A 20,292-nucleotide genomic window follows, 5' to 3' on the forward strand; every position below is an offset into this window, starting at 1 on the left:
TATCCGGTCATAGAATCTGCCGCAGACGACCGGCGTGGTCTTCAGCGAGGCGGATGTCGAACCCGACGTCCGCCTCGCTTTCCTTATCCTGGCCCTATCCTGGACCTATGGTAGCGCCGCCAGGGTCTGGCCCTTATCTGTCGTGACGGCCTGGCTTGGGCAGCCTTCGCCTTCACAGGCTGGACCTTCGGTCTGGAGGTTGGCTTCCGGATTCCAGTCCAGGGTGAAGTCGGGCGACTGGGTGACGTACTTCATCATGACCGAGCCTTCCTGCTCGATCGTCGGCAGGCGTTCGATAGTGAACACCGCGCCGGTGAAGGTCAGGTCATAGTTCGACGACAGGGCCAGGGAGCCGCGGTTGATCGCATAGCTACCTGGCGCCTCGCCGGCGCCGCGTCCGAGCACGCCGGTGAAGCTTTCGCCGGCGACCAGCGAGCCCAGGTTGATATGATAGGTCAGGGTGGGATCCACCTGGCCGAACGGCTTGAACTGGTTGTCGGCCGACACCGACACCTGTCGACGCAGGATATCGGCGAGATCGCCGCCGACCGAGCCGAGGTCGTAGTTTGCGGCGTCGGCGCCGGCCAGGATCGCGCTCGACACCGTCACCATCTTGCCCTGGCCAGCATTCCTATCAGCGAAGGCATAGGTCCCGCTCGCCGTGACGGCATCGCCCGCGATCACGCCGATAACGCCGATCGAGCCGCTGGCGGTCGACGTGCCGTCATAGGTCTTGTCGTTGGCGGCAAAGGCGCCGGTCAGGGCCTTCCTGAAGATGTCGGCCTGGGCGTTCGCCACCGGCGAGAGCACATAGTTGCCGGCGTCGCCGCCCGACAGGACCACGCCCGAGGCGGTGACCGCCTTGCCGGAACCAGCGTTCCGGTCGGTGAAGGCGTAGGTCCCGGCGGCCGAGACGCTGTCGCCCGCGACAACGCCGCTCAGGGTGATCGCGCCGGTGGCGCTGGTGCTGCGGTCATAGGTCTTGCTGTCGGCGGCAAGCAGGCCGCCGATGGTCTTGGGGTCGATCCGCAGCGTGCCCGAGCCGTAGCTGAAGCCATAGTTCATGTCCGAGGTCAGGCCCCCGCCGGCGGTCAGCGCATAGGTTCCGGCGTTCTTGCTGGTCGCGCCCGATACCGTCGGCGCGCCCGACCAGGCGTCTGCCGCCGCGTCGCCGTTCACAAGGCCGCTGACGGTGGCCGAAACCGTGGGGATGGCGCCGTTGTAGGTCACGACCAGGCTGACAGGGTTGACCGCCAGGATCGGCTGGTAGGCGTAGACGAAGCGGTTGCCAGCGTTAGGAGCCACGGCGAAGGCCTCGGTCGAAAAGTTGTAGGCCGAGCCATAGAAGGACTTGCCGGCTAGGCCGTTGAAGTCATTGCCGGCCGTGAAGCCCGTCGGGGCGCCGAAAGCCTGGGTGTAGATCAGCCAGCGGCCGGCGCTGTTGGTCGCGCTCACCGCATCGGCGCCGCGCGCGTTGGTGAACACGCCGTCGGAGGCCAGGATCACCGCGTCGCCCGCACCGTCAGCCACCACCTTGCCGTTGGCCGTGATGGCCATGCCGCCATGCGAGGCCAGGGAAACGGTTCCGGTGCTATGCACGGTCCCGTCGATGGTCAGGGACCGGTTGTCGATCAGCCTGAACAGGCCTCCGGTATTGGTGAAGTCGCCAAGCTGGACCACCTGATTGGCCGCGCCGAAATCGGCGCCGCCGGCCGACGCGCCGGTCAGCCGCTGGGCGGTGATGACGCCGGCCGCATCCTGCGCGATGGCGCCGGCCGAACGCAGGTCCACGGCTTGGCCGGCGGCGGTGATCGGGCCGCGGATGTCGAAGCCGATCGTGTCGTTGAACGCAAAGCCGCCGCCGGCGACGCTGACGGCGTCCAGGTGAGCAACCTGGTTGGCGCCGAGCAGGACAACGCCGGTTCCGGCCGCGACGCTCAGTGTGTCGGCCTGCAGCACGCCCTGCTGGGCGATGTCGGCGGCGGCGTCCAGCGACAGCGCGCCGCTGGCGGCGATAACCCGGCCGGGCGTGGCGTCGCCGAAGCGCAGGGCGCCTGTCGCCGATTTCACCGACAGATCGCCAACGATGGTGGCTGAGACGAGGCGGGTGTCGCCGCCGCCGTTCACCTGCGACGTCGCGTTCGCGGTCAGCTGGTCGATGGTCAGGACGCCCGTCGGGCCGTCCACCTGGACCGAACTGCTGGTCGAGCTGACGCTGACGATCCGCTGCGGGCCGTTCAGGACGGCGATCTTGACCGCATCGCGGCCAGCGATGGTGGTGAGGGCGGTGTCGGTGCGGTCGAGGTTGACGTCGACCTTGCCGGCCGCGGTCGAGGCCTCGACCGTTGTGCTGGCGCCCGCCGAGGTGACCAGATTGGCCGTGGTGATCGCGCCCGGCGTCGCCGCGCCCAGCACCACGTCGCCGCCGGTGGAGCGCACCAGCAGGCTGTTGGAGCCGGTTCCGGTGAGGACGGCCGAGCCCAGGCTGGCCGTGCCCGCGGCGGCTGCGACCTCGATGCTGTCGGCCGCCCTGGCCGAGGCCAGGGTCATGCCGCCGGTCGTGGCCGTGGCGCTGACCTGTCCGGACGAGGCGTCCACCGCTCCCAGCTGGCCGCTGACGGCGGTGACGAGGATATCGCCGTTGTCGCTGGTGACGGCGCCGCCGGCAAGCGCGCCCGCCGCGGTGATCGAGATGTCGCCGCCATAGCGCAGCGACGCACCCGTGAAGTCGAAGTCGCCGGTATTGTCGACTATGGTCCAGGCTCCGGCCTTCGCGCCCAGCGGCGCCAGGGTCGCGCCCGTGAAGGCGCCGCCCGTCAGGCTGTAGTCACCTCCGACGCTGACGCTGGTGGCCACGTTCACCACGCCGGTTCCGCCATTCAGGGTGAGGTTCCCATCGCCTTCGGCGCTGGCGATGCTGACGCCCTGGCCGCTCAAGCTGATGTCGCCGTCACCCAGGCCTGCGCCGGCGCTGAGCTGGCCTTGGCCGGTCACCGCGCCGCCTTGGGCGGCGATGGTCAGCTTGCGATCGGCGTGGATCGCCGCGGCGCCCAGGTCGAGATCGCCGAGGGTGTCGATGATCGTGACGTCGCGGATCGCGCCGGCGACAAGGTCGGGGGTCAGGGCGGCGCCGAGGAAGCCCTGGGCGGTGATCGAGTAGTCGCCGCCGTAGGAGCCGGCCTGGGCGATCTCGAGCGTGCCGTTCATGGCTTCGAGCGTGACGTTATAGCCGGCGGCTCCGCCGATCTTCAGGTCGCCGGTCTTCTGGACGATGGTCACGCTGCCGGCGCCGGACGAGGAGACCGCGCCGATGCCGTTTGTGGCCGAGTCGATGTTGACCACGGCGTCGCCGTTGTACGAAAGGACCTGCAGGCCGTCGAAGCCGCAGCCGCAGCTGGGGTCGGTGTCGACATAGTTGGCGGCGGTGATCGAGGCCTTATCGTCCGCGCCGAAGGTGGCCTTGTTGAAGGCGATAAGGGCCACTGCGTCCGGAGCCTTGGCGGCGCGCAGGGTCGCGTCGCCATTCAGCGAGGCGACCACCACCGACTGCCCGGCCTCGGCCAGCTGCACCGTGACGTCGGTATCCATCGCCGTGGCTTCGATCATGCCGTCGGCGGTCAGATGGCCGGCCTCGACGCTGCCGCCGACCAGGCTGAGGTCGCCGTCACTGGAGATCAGGCCGGCCAGGGTTGCGTCCAGTCGGCCGTCGGTCTGGATATCGACCTGGTTCCCGCCGTGCACCGAGCCGGTGATCGTCAGGTCGCCGCCCGCGTTCACAATCGTGACGTCGCCATTGACCGCCGTGGCTGTGCCGATGCTGAAGGCGCCGTCATAGGCCTCGGCGTAGAGGTCGCCGGCCGTAGCCGTGATCGCGTCGAAGGTCGCGGCGCCGTTGGCGATCGTCACATCGACGTCCGTGCCCGTGACGGTGTCGATCGCCGCGCTGGCGTCGAGATGGACCATGGCCGAGCCGCCGGCCGACTTGATCTCGGCGACGCCCGCGCCGCCGCCCGAGCGGGTGAACAGGTTGCTGGCGGTGATCGCGGTGTAGTCGGTGTCGCCGAGCACGGCGTTGGTGGCCGCCGTGACGCTGAGGTCGCGGCCGACGCCGGCGCCGGTCAGGTCGGCCTTGCGCAGGATGGCTTGGCCGCCGGTCGAGTTGACCTTGATGTCGTCGCCGGCTGTGGCCGACCTCAGGTCGATGTCTCCTGCGGCCGTGACTGTGACGTCGCCGTCGGCGGTGAGGTCGTAGGCGCTGCTCAGCGCATCAAAGGATTCCAGCGTCAGGTCGCCCGTCGCCGCGAGAGCGTTGGCCAGCACCAAGCCGCCGTCGGTGTCGGTGATCGACAGGTTGCGGATCGTGCCGCCAGGGTTCAGCGTCGCGCCGCCCCAGTTCCGGGCCCTGGCGGTGTAGTCGCCGCCGCCCAATGTGATGCTGGTGGCGTTGGCCGTGCCGTTCGAGGCGTCGAGCCAGACGTTGTAGCCGCCGACCGTACCAGCGCTGAAGCCGCCGTCGACGCCGATGGAGGCCGTGCCGCTGGCGTTGCTGGCGGTCACCTGGGTCAGGGTGGCGTTCAGGCTGTCGAGGAAGACCCGGGCGTCGCCGCCAGTGGATGTCACGTTGATGGCGCCGACGCCGCCCGTGCGGCTGACGGTGTTGCCGGATCCGTTGCCGGCCAGGCTATCGGCGCCGAGGGTGGCCGCGCCGGTGGCGACGACCGAGAGGGAGCCCGTGCCCGTGATGGCGGCCTTGCGCAGGGCCGCCGAGCCATCCAGGGCCCGCACCAGTATCGTGCCGTTTGACGAGGCCGTGGCCACCGAAGCGTCGCCCGTGGTGGCGGTCACCGTGACGCTGGTCGCGCCGGAGAAAAGGCCGCCTATCCCGGTGTTGGCGGAGACGCCCGTCGCGCCGGTCAGGATCAGGTTTCGCGTCGCGACGATCTGGGTCGCCGAGTTCGCCGTAAGATCGCCGGCCGTTGTGGTGACGGTGATGTCGCGTGCGCCGATGTTGCCGGTGATGATCAGCGCCTTGGCGTTGTTCAGCACCACGTCGTTTGCGGTGGCCTGCACGCTGATCGCCCGGTCGATCTGGTTGTCGCCGCTCAGGTCTATGCCCGTCGCGCCGGAGGCGGAGAGTGAGTTGGCGGTGACCACGCCGGCCGTCTGGTTCAGCGCGCCGCCGCCCGACACCAGGGTGACCTGTCCGGAGGCGCTGTAGTTTCCGGTCAGGGCCAGGCTGTCGCCGCCCGTCCAGATCAGGTGCTTGGTCGAGGAGGCCGAGCCCAGGGTCGAGCCGGTGCTCCCGGAGATCCAGACGTCGCCCGCCGCCGCGCCGCTGCCTTGGGTGATGGCCGACCCTATATTGACTGCGCCGGTCGTGGAGCGGGCGGTGACATGGCCGTCATCGGCGGCGTCCGCGCCTGTCGACTTCAAGGTGACGCCGGAAGCCAGCACGTCGCCGCCGGTGGCGACGACTTCGACGTCGTCGCCGGCCGTGACCGAGGTGGTGATCGTCACCGAACCGTTTGAAGCCGTCAGCGCGATGTCGCGCGCGGCGGTCGCGTTGTTCACGCTGACGCTTTCGCCGCTCATCTTCAGGTCGCGGCTGGAGACGCCGGTGGTCAGGGTCGTCGAGGTGGCGCCGCTGACGGTGATGTCGCCGGCCTTGGAGCCGGTTCCTTGCGTCAGCAGCGTACCGCCGGATGCAAAGCCGTTCGTTGAACGGATCAGGATGTGGCTGTCGTCGGCGCCCGTGCCGGTCGTCTTGATATAGGCGCCGCCTGCCGTCACATTGCCGTCGGCGGTGATCTCGACGTCGTCGCCGGCGAAAATCCGGTTGGTCACATAGGCCTGGGTGGTGCCGGTGACGTAGACGCTGCGCACCGCATCGACGGTGCTCATGAACACCTGCGGCGCGCTCAGCGTGATGTCGCGCGCCGAATTGCCCAGGGTCAGCGAGGCCGAGCCGTTGCTGGTGATCAGGATGTCGCCCGAGACCGTGGTTGTGGCCGAACCGACCGAACTGTTGTTGGCCGAGGAAACAGTGACGCCGGTGGCGCCGATGATCTGGGTCACGGTCGCGCCGGGGCCGCCGGCCGTGACAGACGCCGCGCCGCTGGTGGCGGTGACCTCGGAGGCGGTGATCGATCCGCTGGTCGTACTTACCTGAGCCGTTGCGCCGTACACAGTCTGAGCGTTCAGGGCCCCGCTGGACGCACTGAGCACCACGTCGCCGGCGGTATTGATCGAGGCGCTGGTGGCCGATGTCACCGTGGTCATCCGGATCATGGCGTTCGACGCAGCCCGCAGGACGGAGGTCGGGTCGGCGGCGTCGACGAAATTGGCGTCGATCAGGCCGGCGCCGCCGGCGAACACGAACCCGCCGGCGCTCATGGTCGCGCCTGGTGAGACGATCACGCCCTGGGGCGAATAGAACCAGACATTGCCGCCCGCCGCGGCGCCGACCTTGCCAATCACCGTACCGCCGTTGTCGATGGCGATCTGGCTGGTGGTCTTGTTCAGCACGATGTCGCTGGCGGCGTTGAACTGGAACTCCATCGTGTCGCCGCTGCTGACGTGCAGACTGGACCAGTTGATCACCGTCCGGGACGCATTCAGCTGGACCTGCAGCGTCACCGGGTCGGGATAGGATATCACGGGCTGCGAGCCGCCGGTGGAGACCGTGATGCTGCCGGCTCCCGGAATGCTCGGAAGCGTTCCCGCCAGCGCCGGCTGGGCCAGCATGGTGGCCCAGCCGCAAAGGGCCGAGGCGGCAAGCAGCTTGGCGCGGCCTTGCGAGCGCGAGGCGGTGCGGAGAAGGGGCGAGGACTGGGTCATGGAGAACGCTCCGGAGACTTCAGCGGACTAGAAGAGGGCGGCCGACAGCGAAACAAGCAGTCGCGAGGACGGCGCGTCGCCGGTCCCGAAGGGGCTGTCGAACGGCTTGGCCCAGGTGAGGTCGAGGGCGACGCGCGAGGTCAGCTGGGCGCGTACGCCGACCCCGGCCGAGGTCAGGTCGAGCTTGCCGGCGCCGGCGCCCAGATTGGTCAGTTCTGCGAGGTCGTAGAAGGCGTAGGGACGCCAGGCCGCGCGGCCGCCCCTGATGGGCAGGGGAACGGTGCTGAACTCCAGCGAGGCGGCCAGGGCGCGGTCGCCGGACGCCACTGAGGGATCGTAGCCGCGTCCGGCCGTCAGGTTGCCGACGCCATATTCCTCGTAGGACAGGAGCGGATCGTCGGTGTGCTGCCAGACGACGTTCAGCTTGCCGATCAAGGGACCGGCCAGGCGTCCGCCGATCTCGCCCTCGGTGCGCATCACGGTGGCCTTGGGCTTGCCCAGGAAGCGAGAGGCCGAAAGGTCGCCATAGCGGCTGGCGCCCAGGCCGTTACTGCCCTGGCGCAGTTCGAACACGCCGGTCATGGCGACCGAATGGCGAGCCAGGCTGGCGGGCGCGTAGTGGCCGTCCAGGCGCAGGAAGAACACCCGCAGGTGATCCTCGGTCAGGGTGGCCAGGCCGCCGCCGAACTCGACCTTCTGGTCGATCCAGTCGAGGCCGACGCCGATGTTGAGGTTGCGGTTGCGGTGGCGCACCAGCGGATAGGTCAGCCGCACATTGCCGGCGAAGGAGTCGCCTTCCAGGTCCAGCGGCTTGAGGACGTCCCCCGGCTTGGTCCAGCCCCAGGCGCCCGACAGGTCTGCGGTGAGGCCATCGGCGCCGATATAGAAGCGCTCGACTACCTGGATGACCCGTTGTTCGTCGCTAGACAGCGTGCCGTAGCCGATGATCGACGTGCGTTCGCCCAGCGGCGTAAAGCCGTTGAGATCCAGGCGCGCCAGGGTCAGGTCGCGGCCGACGGTCTTGGAGCCGTAGTTTTGGGCGACTACCGAACCATCGACGGCGTCGCGCGAGATGGCGATTTCCAGGTCCAGCGCGCCGTCGCCCTGGCCCGTGGGACGCAGCGCCGACTGGATGCGCACGCCTGGCACGTCGGAGGCCAACAGCAGGTAGCGCTGGGCGACGTCGAGGTCGAACGGCGCCATGCCGCGCAGCTGGTTCAGGAAGCGAACGACCTGCTTCTGGGCGGGGCCGGCGTCGCCGCTGTAGTTGACCGATCCGATCCGGGCCTCGACCACCGTCAGGATCAGGCGGCCATCGGCAATGCGCTGCTCGGGAATGAGCACATTGGCCAGCACGCCGCGCCGCAGGTACAGCGAGGCGACCCGGTCGCGGATATCGCAGACCGCGCTGATCGGCGCCTCCCGGTTCAGGAACTCGGCATAGGTCGAGGCCAGGGCCTGGTCGGAGACCGCGAGGGCCCCCGAGGCGCCGCCCTGGAAGTCCACCGCCTTCAGCGTGACCTTGATCGGGCTGTCGCGGAACGGGCAGGGGCCGGCTTCCACGCCTTTGAACAGGTCGCCGCGCGGCGCGGCCGCGATGGGCGCGGCGTTGGCGGGATCGAGTTCCTGGCGTGAGGGCAGGGCGACCTGCGCGTAAGCCGGAACGGTGGCCAGCAGACTGCCGCCCAGACAGATCAAGGCGCTCGCGCCGATGGCGGCGCGCCGCATCCCCAATATAACTTTCAAGCCCCCGCCTCCGGCTTACGAGCGCGACATCGCCCTCAACCTAGACATTATCATGATGCAGAAACGTGCAACATGACACCGTTCGGCGAGTAAGAAGGCGTGTCACGGTCGGAAATCTGACATAGCACGACCGGTTGCCGCGACCATTCGGCGCTCAATCTCCTCTGGCGCGAATTTTCTGGTGCTTCTAGGCGGCCGGAGCAGCGGTCTCGACCAGTTCGGCCGCGATCGCTCGCAGAGCCCGGATCAGGGCGCTGCGCCGACGGTCCTGCTGGCAGACGAGATAGCCGCGCAGGGGTTGCTCACGCTCCTGGCCCGACAGCGGTCGATAGGCGATGCGCGGGTCGGGCGGGCATTCCGACGAGAAGAACACGCTGACGCCCAGGCCGAGCGCCACGGCCTCGCGTATGGTCTCGCGGCTTTGCAGCTCAAGCGTTTCGCGCACCTCTACGCCGGCCGAGCCCAGCGCCTGTTCGGTGAAGGCGCGGGTCTTGGAGGTGGGCTCGCGGATCAGCAGGGTTTCGTCCGCCAGGCGCGAGATGGGCGTGGTTGCCAGCGCGGCCAGCGGATGGTCGACGGGCAGGGCGACGGCCAGATGGTCGGTGTAGAGCGGGTCGTAAGTGAACTGGCCGTCGGCGGGCGGGTCGCTGGCGATAGCTACGTCGATCTCGGCGGCGCTGAGCCAGCGCATGGCCTCGCGGGCGTTGCCCATCCACACCTGCACGTGGGCGCCGGGGTTGCGGGCGCGGAAGCTGGCGACCACGCGAGCGACCTGCGGCGGGCAGTCGCCGCCGATCCGCAGGGAGCCGCCGGCCAGGCTGACGGCCTCGCCCAGCATGTCGTCCACGTCGGCGGCGGCTGCGAACAGTCGCTCGGTCAAGGCGAAGAGGTCGCGACCCGCGCCGGTCAGCTTCAGGGGGGAGCGGCGGTTCTCGAAAAGGCTGACGCCGTGCCGATCCTCCAGCGCCTTCAACTGCTGGGACAGGGTGGGCTGGGCGACGTTCAGGCGGCGCGCGGCGCGGGTGACGCTGGCCTCCAGGGCGATCGCGTGGAAGGCGCGCAGATGCTGGTAGTTGGCGGCCATGGCGGAGGTGTTCCATAGGCGCGCCTCGTGACGGCGACGTGACGGATCGAAATGTCACGAAGGCCGGGCATAGGCCCCACCTATGCCCCCCATCCAACCAAACGCTTGGCCTCGCGGCCGCCCGGCGCCCCATGAAGCGGCCGCCGGGACGGCAAGGCGTCCCCGCTCACCGGAGACCAGGGGACACCGATGAAGATCCAGTTCAGGACGCTGCTGAGCTGCGGCGCCGCCGCGATCGCGCTGACCGCCGGCCAGGCCTGGGCGGCCGAGGAGCCTGCCGCCGATGCCGACACCGTCGACACCGTGGTCGTCACCGCCGCGCCGGTGGCGCGGGGCAACGCCATCGTCACCGCGGACGCCATTGCCGCCCAGCCGGCGGCCATGAACATCATCAACGCCATCCAGGACGTGCCGGGCGTGGCCATCCGCGGCTCGGACGCCTTCAACGCCGATCCTTGGACCTACGGCGTCAATATCCGCGGCTTCGACATCAACCTGCGCTCGTCGAAGATCGGCCAGACCATCGACGACATGCCGGCCTACAACGCCTCGTACTATCTGGGCGGCGCGCCGGCCCAGAAATACCTGATGAGCGAGAACGTCGCGCGCATCCAGATCGACCAAGGCACGACCAGCGTCGGTTCGGCCTCGGCCTCGGCGCTTGGCGGCACCATCGCCTACGTCACCCGCGATCCCAAGGAAGAGGCCGGCGGCCTGATCTCGGTGACTCTGGGCGACAACCAGGCCCGCCGCTCCGCCGGCGTCTACGACACAGGCCGCGTGCTGGCCGACACCACCCGCGCCTATGTGGGCCTGGCCCGCTTCACCGCCTGCCGGTGGGTCTACGGTTGCAGCGACGGCAGCGGCTTTGACGAGTGGCACGCCGAGGCCAAGTCGGTCACCGAGCTTGGCAAGCTGACCATCACCGCGCGGGCCTCATACGACGACGCGGTCGATGATCCGCTGATCGAGGCCTCGCGCGCATTTCTCGACGGCACGACGGCCGGCGACGCCTCCGTGCCGAACTGGACGAATATCCCGGCCGGCGTGAACGAGAACTGGGCCCACGCCTGGTCGGCGCACCGCAGGAACACCCTGGCTTACGTCAAGTTCGACTACGCACTCAGCGATGCGATCCAGTTCGAAGTCGCGCCGTACTACCATCACCAGAAAGGGCAGGGGGACTGGGCGCCGCCCTACCAGCAGGTCGCCATCGATCCCAACGGCGTGCGCACCATCGCGGGCGGCACGGCCCCGGGCTCCAGCCGCAAGCGCGCCTACTACGGCTGGACCGACGCGGCGGGTCGTCAGCGAGCGGTCGTGCAGGGTCTCGACTATACCGATGTCGACGGAACCCGGATCACCTCGTCGCTGTGCTACGGCGCGGGCGGTGCGGTCGCCGCTTCGTGCACGCCGCTGCAGACCTACCGCACCAGTCTCTACGGCCACGACCGCTACGGCTTCACCTCGAAGGGTAAATTCGCCTTCGGCCAGCACAAGGTCGAGGCCGGAGTCTGGTACGAGAAGCTGGACCGCGACTTCGGCCGCGCCTGGCGCCAGATCGTCGATGTTCGCAAGGGCCCCGACTACTACGAGGCGCCGCAACTGATCGACTTCATGCAGCGCTTCTCGACCGACCAGTGGAAGGTCTATGTCGAGGATGCCTGGACCCTGGGCGACCTGACCCTGACCGGCGGCGTTCAGAAGTACCTGATCGACATCGAGGGCGAGACCGACGGCTGGGACGCCTACGGCAAGCTGACCGCTCCGTTGAAGACGGCGCTCAATGCCGACTCCGACGTGCTGTTCAGCCTGGGCGCGCTGTACCGGGTCAACGAGAGCCTGCAGGCCTTCGCCGGCTTCTCGCAGAACTATGGCGCGGTGGGCGACTGGGCGCTGGAGAAGACCCAGACCGACACCAGCAAGCTGAAGTCCTCGGTGGCCGACGACTTCGAGGCGGGCCTGCGGTTCCACGGTCCCCGGTTCTCAGCCCAGGTCACGGCCTATTACATCGACTACAAGAACGCGATAACCTTTTACTCGGCCGACTTCATCACCGGCGGGCCGACGGGCTCGAACGGCGGCATCAACTACACGGCCGGCACTTCGGGCGCCTACGCCAACACGGGCAAGGGCATCGAGAGCAAGGGCGTCGAGGCCAGCCTGGTCTACGAGCTGAGCGAGGCGTTCACGGCCAGCGCGGCGCTGACGCTGAACGACTCCGTCTACCAGGAGGGCTTCACCGGCGGCACGGCCAACGCTGGCGCGGTCAAGCCGGTGGCCAAGGGCAATGACGTACCCGGCGCCCCCTCGACCCTGGTGTCGCTGGGCCTGGACTACAAGCGCGACAACTTCCGGGCTGGTCTGCGCGGCAAGTACACCGGCAAGACGGCTGGCGACGCACCCAACACCCCCAGCCTCTACCTGCCGGCCTACACGATCGTCGACCTGTCGGCCGGCTACCGCCTGCCGCTGGAGAACGGCCGCGCCGTCGACCTGCAGTTCAACGTCACCAACCTGCTGGGCGAGACGTACATCGGCGGCATGCTGGACGAGTTCACCCAGCGCTACACGCGCGGCGCGCCGCGCACCGTCTCGGCAGGCCTGAACTTCAGCTTCTAGGCCGGTCCTGACGTCGCGCGGGCCGCACCGATCCCCGCGAGCCCGCGCGATCGTCCTTCCCCGATTTTTGGAATAGCGAACTTGGAACAGCAATTCGATCTGGCCGTGGTCGGCGCGGGCGTCGTGGGTCTGGCCCACGCCTTGGCCGCTACCCGGCTCGGCAAGCGCGTGGTGGTCGTCGACCGCGATGCCCAGGCCAACGGCGCCTCGGTGCGTAACTTCGGCTTCGTGACCGTCACGGGCCAGGCGCGCGGCGCGGTCTGGCGGCGAGCGCGGCGTTCGGCGCAGGTCTGGAACGAGGTCGCCGGACCGGCCGGGATCGAGGTGCTGCAGCGCGGCCTGACCATGGTCGTCCGCCGGCCCGAGGCCCAGTCGGTGCTGGAAGCCTTCCTCGAGACCGAGATGGCCGAAGGTTGCGCCTGGCGCGAAGTCGGCGACCTAAGAGACCGCCTGCCGGGGGACGGCGAGGTGCTGGGCGCCCTGACTAGCGAAATCGACCTGCGGGTGGAATCCCGCACCGCCATCCCGCGCCTGGCCGCCTGGCTGGAAGCCGCCCACGGCGTGACCTTCCTGCGCGGCGCGGCTGTGCGGGGCGTGGAGACCGGACGCCTGGACACCTCGGCAGGCGTCGTGCGGGCCGAGACCATCGTGGTCTGTCCGGGCGACGACCTCGTCACCCTGTTCCCCGATCATTTCGCAAGGGCCGAGGTGACGCGCTGCAAGCTGCAGATGCTGCGCCTGTCCGATCCCGGCTGGCGGTTGCCCGCGCCGGTGATGTCCGACCTCGGGCTCGTTCGTTACCTGGGCTATGCCGACCTGCCGCAGGCGAGCGCCCTGCGCGCGCGGCTGGAGGTTGAGCAGGCGCAGCACCTGGCCCATGGCGTGCACCTGATCGTGGTGCAGAGCGCCGACGGCTCGCTGGTGGTCGGCGACAGCCACCAATACGCCGCCACCCCCGACCCGTTCGCCCGCGACGACGTCGACGCCCTGATCCTGGACGAGTTCGCCAAGGTGTTCGGCCAGTCCCCACCGCCGGTGCTGGAGCGCTGGACCGGCACCTACGCCTCGGCCGCCGGCCATAGCCTGGTCGAGGCTCCCATGCCGCGCGTGCGCCTGGTGACCGTGACCAGCGGCACCGGCACCTCGACCGCCTTCGGCCTGGCCGAGGACGTGATCGCCGGCCTCTACGACCTGCCCCAGCAAGGAGCCGCCGCATGAACCCGTCTCCGATTCAGGCCGTCGTCTTCGACTGGGCCGGCACCATGATCGACTTCGGCTGTCGCGCGCCTGTCGTGGCTCTGCGCGATGTGTTCGGCCAGGCGGGGATCGAGATCTCCGAGACCGAGGCGCGGGCGGACATGGGCAAGGCCAAGCGGGATCACGTGCGGGCGCTGCTCGCCATGCCGCGCATCGCTGGCTTGTGGCGTGACCGCTACGGCGCGGCCTCGACCGAAGCCGACGTCGATCGCCTGCACGACGCCGTCGAGCCCCGCATGCGCGAGGCCGCCCGAACCTGCGCGGCCTTGATCCCCGGTGCGGCCGAGGTCGCCGCCGACCTGAAGGCGCGCGGCGTCCGGATCGGTTCGACCACGGGCTACACCCGGCCAATGATGGCCGACATCCTGCCGTTGGCGGTAGAGCAGGGCTACGCGCCAGAGGTCGTTGTCTGCGCCGGCGAGACGGCGGCGGGACGGCCTTCGCCGTTGATGATGTGGAAGGCGCTTGTAGAACTGGGCGCCTGGCCGGCGCGGGCCTGCGTCAAGGTCGATGACGCGGTGGTCGGGATCGGGGAGGGGCTGGAGGTCGGCGCCTGGACCGTCGGCCTGTCGGCGTCCGGCAACGGCGTCGGCCTCAGCGCCGAGGATCTGGCCGCGCTGCCCGCCGCCGAGCGCGCCGCTCGCATCGAGGCCTCGGCCGCCGTCCTGCGCCAGGTCGGCGCTCACTACGTGATCGACAGCGTCGCCGACCTGCCGGCGGCGCTGTCCGAGATCGAGGCCCGCATCGCGGCCGGCGAGACGCCCCGGTGAGCGGCGCGGCGCAAGGTCCCGTCGGGCGTTGGCTGTCGCGAGCGCCGGCCTGGGCGTTCGCGGCCTATGGGGGCCTTGCCGCCTTCGCCGCCTATTTCTCGATGTACGCCTATCGCAAGCCGTTCGCGGCCGCCGACTGGAGCGACGTCGCCGGCTGGCCCTTCGCCATCGAGTTCAAGATCGTGCTGGTGATCGCCCAGGTCGCAGGCTACGCGCTGTCGAAGGTGGTCGGGGTCAAGGTGGTGTCGGAGACGCCGCCGGGCCGCCGGGCGCTGGCGATCCTGCTGCTGGTCGGCGGGGCCGAACTGGCGCTGGTGGCGCTGGGCGTGCTGCCGCCGGTGCTCGCGCCGCTGGCCCTGTTCGCCAACGGCCTGGGCCTGGGCATGATCTGGGGGTTGGTGTTCGGCTTCCTGGAGGGGCGGCGCCTGTCAGAGGCGCTTGGCGCCATGCTCTGCGCCAGCTTCATCCTGGCTTCGGGCGTCGTGAAGTCGGCAGGCAAGGCCCTGTTGCTGACCGGCGTCGACGAGCGCTGGATGCCGGCCCTGACCGGCCTGCTGTTCGCGCCGCTGCTGTTTGTGGCGGTTGCGGGCCTTTCCCAGATGCCGCCGCCCGACGCCGAGGACGAGGCCCAGCGCGTGCGCCGCGCGCCCATGTCGGCCAAGGACCGCGCCGCGCTGTTGGCCGCCCACGGGCCGGTGCTGGCGGTGCTGGTCGCCGTCTATGTTCTGCTGACGGCGGTCCGAGATTTCCGCGACAACTTCTCGGCCGAGATCTGGGCCGAGCTTGGCTTCAAGGACGCCGCGGCGATGTTCAGCGTCTCGGAACTGCCGGTGGCGGTGGTGGTGCTGGTCGGCCTCGCCGCCCTGATCCGGGTAAAGGACAACAGGCGCGCCGTCGGCTTCAACCTGGCCTTCATCGGCGGCGGCCTCATCTTGCTGGGCGTCTCGACGGGCCTGCATCAGGCCGGATGGCTGGGGCCGGTCAGCTGGATGGTCGCCAGCGGGGCGGGGCTCTACATGGCCTACACCCCGTTCAACGGCATGCTGTTCGACCGCATGATCGCGGCCACCGGCACGGTGGGCACCGCCGGTTTTCTGATCTATGTCGCCGACGCCAGCGGATACATGGGCAGCGTCGCCCTGCTGCTGGTCAAGGCTTTCGCCAGGCTGGACCTGGACTGGATAAACTTCCTGACGGCCATGGCCTACGTCACCAGCCTCGCGGGGCTGGCAGGCATCGCCCTAGCCGCGTCGCTGATGGGCGGCGGGCCAAGGCGGCCGGCGCGGTTCGGGCCTTCGGCGCTGAACGTCGACAGGATCTAGTTTCGGATCGCCGCGCCGATTGACCAGCGGCCGGCGGCGGCGACGCCGTCGCCCGACAGCAGGTAGGTCGAAGCCGGATAGCCGCGCGTTCGCACCGCACGCACCAGCCCCTTGGCCAGCAGGCGCTCGGCGTCCTCGAAGCTCCGCATTTCCGGCGTGAGGCTGATGCTTCCCTGGTCGCGGATATCCCGCAGGAGGCTCTGCTCGTCGAAATTCAAGACTGTCTGCGGCATGTCGGTTCTCCGCCTTGTCCCGGGCGTGATCCAGCGCCTTCGGCCGGCGGAGGTCAAGTCGGGAGGCCGATTTCGAACGCATGGGCTTCTAGGCGCCCACGGCTTGTCCTCTGGCGGCCGTCGGTTTGGTCGCCCGGGAAGCGGCGGCTCGCTCCTCCGCCTGCGCGATCAGCAGGTCGGCCACGGCCTCGGCGATCGGCAGGCCGGTCAGGTCCTCGTAATAGGTGAAGGCCGGCGACGGATTGACCTCGAAGCAGCACCACTCGTCCTGCGGCGTTCGCCGAAGGTCGACCCCGGCGAAGGCCAGGCCAAGGTCCGCCGCCAGCCGGCGACAGCGCTCGGCGACCTCCTCGGGCAGATGTCCCTCGGTGATCGACACGGCCAGATCCTGGCGGTGGGCGTAGCGGTAGTCGTCGGCCTCGGTGGCGATCTCGCAGGTGAACAGGCGCTCGCCGACGACGTGGACGCGGAAGTCGCGGCCTGGCACCTGGGCCTGAAACTGGGTCGGGCACCAGGCAATGTCGTCCAGCCGGTCGAGGTGGTCGTCGGTCAGGCGCGAGACGATGCTGCGCACCCCGCTGACCGACTTGTAGATGACCGCCTCGTGGCGGGCCTGGAAGGCGACCGCGGCCGCCGGATCGGTGGTGACCAGGGTGGGCGGCGTCAGGAAGCCGTGGCGGGCGATCAGGGCGGCCTGATAGGGCTTGGAGCTGTTGCTGGCCATGGCCGCGGCCGGGTTGATCAGCTTTGCGGGCGTGACGTCGAGAAACGCCTGGACCGCGCCTTCCAGGTTCTGGGCGTGCTCGTGCAGGGCCACATCGGCGTCGGCGTCCAGCAGGGCGCGGGTGTCATAGGCGCGGACATAGACGCCCGTCACGTCGGCCAGAGTGCATCGGTCGGCCCCGATCGTCAGTTCGCCGGAAACCCCGGTCTCGTCGTACCGCAGGTCCAGGACCGTTTCGGCCGCGCGCCGCTGATCGAGATGAAAGACCGGCGCTCCACGTCGCGCAAGGGCTGCCTGGACCGCGGCCAGCGGGCCGTCGCTGGAAACGCCCCAGAGGAGGATCACGCCGCCGTCTCCGCCATGTGAGCGCAGTAGTCCCTGACGGCCAGGGCGGTCCCCGCGTCGGTCAGGTCGACATGGGGGTGGGCGCGCAGGATGGCCCCGGGATCGTTCGAGGCGAAGGCGACGGTCAGCAGGTCGGCGTCCGCGCCTCGCGCCAGCGCCACGGCCGCCTTGGCCTGGGCCGGACCTTCCGCGCCGAAGGCCGTCTTGCCGACCACGGTCACGATGTTTGGATCGGGTTCCGGCTCCCTTGGCTGACCGCAAGCCGCCGTCAGGCTCAGCGGGGCGGCCCGAAGCCCCAGTTCGATCGCCATCCGCCGCCAGCCGGCGTCGGAGCGGTGCGGGCCGCAGAGGCAGGACGGAGTAGGACGGTTGACCACCGGGCGCTCGAAGCCGGCGAGCAGGGCCAGGAGGAAGGCCGTCATCTCGGCGGCGACATACGCCCGGTCTTCCCCGGCGATGTGCGGCAGATCCGCCTCACTCACACCTGACAGTCGGGTCAGCACGCAACCGATCTGCGTGGCCGGCAGGATCTCGCCGCCGGCCACGGTGAGGGTGTCGCCGGGCGTGTCGAGCCAATAGCGCCAGCCCACGCGCGACAGGTCCCTCGGGGTGGCGATCACGACATCCGCGCCGTCGGCCTCGCCGGCAAGGCCATGCGCCGCAGCATCCCAGGCGTTGGCCAGCACGAGGATCCGCCGCGGTCTGGAGGCGCCGCCCATCACGCCGGCGGCCTGGAGAGGTCGGGACGCTCGGCGGGCCTAATGAAGGACCGACCCTTGGCGACGATCGCCTCGACGTCGGGCATGACCAGCACCTGCTCGTCCGTCGTCTCGCCGGACAGCGCCGGCAGCGGCAAGTCGCTGATCAGAAGGTCGGGAATCTTCTCGGCCAGTTTCTCGCGGATCTTCTCGCGGGTTTTCTCCGTCGCTTTTTCGCGGGTCTTCTCGATGTTCTTCTCGGCGCCCTTTTCGATGATCTTTTCAACCGACTTCTCGAAGGCCTTGTCGTTGTCCTTCTCCTTGGTCTCCTTGGTGTCCTTGCTCTTCTGGCGCACGTGGGCGATGGCTACCTTGTTGCGCGTGCGGTCGGCGTTCGAGGTGGCGATGATCTGGAAGTCGCCGGCCACCGAAGAGTTGAACAGGCCGCTCTGGCTGATGCTGGCGCCGGCCGGCCCCTGGACGCTCCACGTGACGCCGGCGGGGGAAGCGCCGCCTGACTCCTGGGCCGAGAACTGCTGGCTGCCGCCGACGAAGATGGTGACCTCGGCGGGCGTGACGGCGATGTTGATCACCTGAACCGTCAACGTCTCCTGCAGGGTGACGCCCGACGCCGCGCCCGAGACCACGATCCGGGTGGTGCTGGCTGGCGTCGCGGCGGTGACGATGAAGTTGGCCCGGGTCTGGCCGACCGGAATGTCGACCGACGCTGGCACGCGAGCGCCGTCGCCCGAGACTGTAAGAGCGACCGTGAACGGCGTCTGGGCCGGGCGGTCGATGACCACCGTGCCGGTGATCTGGTCGCCCGGATTGGCCAGGGTGCTGCTGAGGCCCAACTGCGTGAGCTTTGGCGGCGGAATCCGGAGTTGCAGATAGAGCCAGCTTTCAAAGTCGCTGGACTTCACGCCGTCGCCGGACGGAAGGGTAAGGTCGATGCGCGGCGAGCCGTCAGCGCGGAAGCCCGACTTGCCGTAAACGCGGCCGTCCACATAGAGCTTCTGGTCGCTCTGCTCCGACCAGATCATCGAGCCGCGCAGGATCACGCGCAGCCTGACGCGCTGGATGTTCTCGTTGACCAGGAAGGCCACCAGGTTTGACAGCTCTGCGCCGCTTTGGGCGGGCTTCCACGACAGCACGTTGGGCGCGGGCAGGCTGACCTCGCCAGCCAGCGGCGTCGACAGGCGGAAAGTCGACTTGGCGTCGGCCCCCGGGTTGATGATCTTCAGCGGCGCGGGGGTCTCAAGCGTTACGCTGACGAGCGACTGGCCGGAGTCGCCGACCGGCGCGGTCATCGCGCCGTCGAAGAAGATCTGCAGGCCCGCCGACTGCAGCGGCTCCAGGGCGATGATGTCGTCGTGCACCCAGTTGACGCCGGTCACGTGCATCGCCGGAGGGCTCTCGGCGATCGGGGTGAACAGCATCCGACTGTCCTGCAGAGACAGGACGTTCCGGGTCAGGGCGCCCAGGGCCAGCTTGCAGTAGGCGTGGGGTTTGTTGCGCGACGGCTGAGGCGTGAGGAACGGCCAGTCCAACTGACCGGTCAGGGCGCGGGCCGGCACCAGCCAGAAATCGCCGGTCTTGTAGGTCCCGGCCTCGAACTTCACCTGGACCCCGTCCTCCAGTTCGATCCAGCCATCGGCGGTGCTGGCGCTCGAGAGAGCGATCTCCGCGCTGTCCCAGCGGCGCAGCTTCGGACGCAGGGCGGCGTTGACGGGACTGGGCGCCGTGGTCAGCGACACCAGCCGGCTCGCCTCCTCGACGTGGTCGATGCGGAGCAGTTGGCCAGGCTGGTTGGTCAGCTCGACCGCGTCGCTGATCAGTTCGACGACCTGGCCGTTGGCGAAGCCCAGCGCCGCGTCGCGACCAAGGTCATGGACGGTGAGTTGCTGGCCGTTGAAGCTCTCGATGGCGGTCACGACCGAGCCGTTGTCGCGCGACCACTTCAGCGTGGCGCTGTTGCGGTCGCCACCCCGGTGGATCTCGACCCGGTAGAGCTGGTTCTCCAGGCGCTGGTAGCCGGCGGCGGGCGGTGTCAGGCAGGGATTGTCGCCCGAGAGCGAGGGCTCGGCACGGGCGCTCATCCGACCTGTGGCCGGGGTGATGAGCTGGTCCCATTCGCTGACTGCGCGAGGGCCGGCGGCGGCAGGCTTCACCGGCAGGATCTTGACCTGCCAGATCGTCTTCAGCCGGATGGCCGTGTCGGCGCCGCCTAGCGCCACTTCGCGGATGCCCGGATCTTCCAGGCCGGTCACGGGACGCCGCCAGGCCTCGAGATAGAAGATCGCGCTGGTCGTGCCGGCCGAGGCGAACAGCGAGGCCAGGTCCGGCGCGCCCGGATAGTCGGCCTGGTTCAGATAGTCGACTTCGACGGGGTTCTCGCAGAGCACCCCGCCGACGTAGTAGCGGCCGGCGCCGATCCTGACCTTCGCCCCGTCGGTCGTCAGCTTGAAGCCGGCGTCGTGCACCGGCGCGCCCGAGGCGCCGATGATGTCTATCGCCTGGGTCTCGGCGTGATGGCGCAGGATCGACTGTTGCTCGTTCCAGTCGGCGTCAAGCTGCACACGGCCCTGCTGCATCACCACGCCGGCGTAGCGTTTGCGGGCGTCGAAGGTGTCGCGACTGATGTCGGCGGTCAT

11 protein-coding genes are annotated in these 20,292 nt (G+C 69.3%); 4 read left to right on the forward strand and 7 right to left on the reverse strand.

The window, feature by feature from the left end; translation table 11 throughout:
• Positions 1-105: 105 nt before the first annotated feature.
• The 3 genes from DDF67_RS24470 to DDF67_RS24480 form a co-directional block, all read right to left on the reverse strand.
• A complete protein-coding gene (locus DDF67_RS24470; protein ID WP_109455337.1) occupies positions 106-6,837 on the reverse strand; it encodes a YDG domain-containing protein in 6,732 nt (2,243 codons plus the stop codon).
• A 27-nt stretch (positions 6,838-6,864) separates the two neighbouring features.
• A complete protein-coding gene (locus tag DDF67_RS24475; protein ID WP_233247759.1) occupies positions 6,865-8,565 on the reverse strand; it encodes a ShlB/FhaC/HecB family hemolysin secretion/activation protein in 1,701 nt (566 codons plus the stop codon).
• A 205-nt stretch (positions 8,566-8,770) separates the two neighbouring features.
• A complete protein-coding gene (locus tag DDF67_RS24480; protein WP_109455339.1) occupies positions 8,771-9,667 on the reverse strand; it encodes a LysR substrate-binding domain-containing protein in 897 nt (298 codons plus the stop codon).
• 189 nt (positions 9,668-9,856) lie between these two features.
• Here DDF67_RS24480 and DDF67_RS24485 point away from each other — a divergent pair, with 189 nt between their 5' ends.
• The 4 genes from DDF67_RS24485 to DDF67_RS24500 all read left to right on the forward strand — a co-directional run bounded on the left by DDF67_RS24485 (position 9,857) and on the right by DDF67_RS24500 (position 15,638).
• A complete protein-coding gene (locus DDF67_RS24485) occupies positions 9,857-12,289 on the forward strand; it encodes a TonB-dependent receptor domain-containing protein (protein WP_109455340.1) in 2,433 nt (810 codons plus the stop codon).
• 81 nt (positions 12,290-12,370) lie between these two features.
• Entirely contained in the window at positions 12,371-13,507 is a 1,137-nt protein-coding gene (locus tag DDF67_RS24490; RefSeq protein WP_109455341.1) for a TIGR03364 family FAD-dependent oxidoreductase, read from the forward strand.
• Positions 13,504-14,316 (forward strand): phosphonoacetaldehyde hydrolase, encoded by an 813-nt coding sequence (gene phnX, locus DDF67_RS24495; protein WP_109455342.1) that lies wholly within the window; start codon positions 13,504-13,506, stop codon positions 14,314-14,316. Before DDF67_RS24490 ends, phnX begins: the two co-directional genes overlap by 4 nt.
• Positions 14,313-15,638 carry a DUF5690 family protein gene (locus DDF67_RS24500; RefSeq protein WP_233247760.1) on the forward strand — a complete coding sequence of 442 codons (1,326 nt, stop codon included), beginning with the start codon at positions 14,313-14,315 and terminating at the stop codon, positions 15,636-15,638. The genes phnX and DDF67_RS24500 overlap by 4 nt, the downstream gene beginning before the upstream one ends.
• Here the strand turns inward: DDF67_RS24500 and DDF67_RS24505 are convergent.
• The 4 genes from DDF67_RS24505 to DDF67_RS24520 form a co-directional block, all read right to left on the reverse strand.
• Positions 15,635-15,871, reverse strand: a complete 237-nt coding sequence (locus tag DDF67_RS24505; RefSeq protein WP_109455343.1) for a hypothetical protein — start codon at positions 15,869-15,871, stop codon at positions 15,635-15,637. The genes DDF67_RS24500 and DDF67_RS24505 overlap by 4 nt on opposite strands.
• A gap of 88 nt (positions 15,872-15,959) precedes the next feature.
• Complete coding sequence (locus tag DDF67_RS24510; protein ID WP_109455344.1) at positions 15,960-16,940, reverse strand: ATP-grasp domain-containing protein; 981 nt, start codon at positions 16,938-16,940, stop codon at positions 15,960-15,962.
• Positions 16,937-17,626, reverse strand: a complete 690-nt coding sequence (locus DDF67_RS24515; protein WP_146198089.1) for a hypothetical protein — start codon at positions 17,624-17,626, stop codon at positions 16,937-16,939. Before DDF67_RS24515 ends, DDF67_RS24510 begins: the two co-directional genes overlap by 4 nt.
• A 32-nt stretch (positions 17,627-17,658) precedes the next feature.
• On the reverse strand, positions 17,659-20,292 hold the full coding sequence (locus tag DDF67_RS24520) for a DUF6519 domain-containing protein (protein ID WP_109455346.1): 2,634 nt from the start codon (positions 20,290-20,292) through the stop codon (positions 17,659-17,661).

The organism is Caulobacter endophyticus (assembly GCF_003116815.1).
Lineage (GTDB): Bacteria > Pseudomonadota > Alphaproteobacteria > Caulobacterales > Caulobacteraceae > Caulobacter > Caulobacter endophyticus.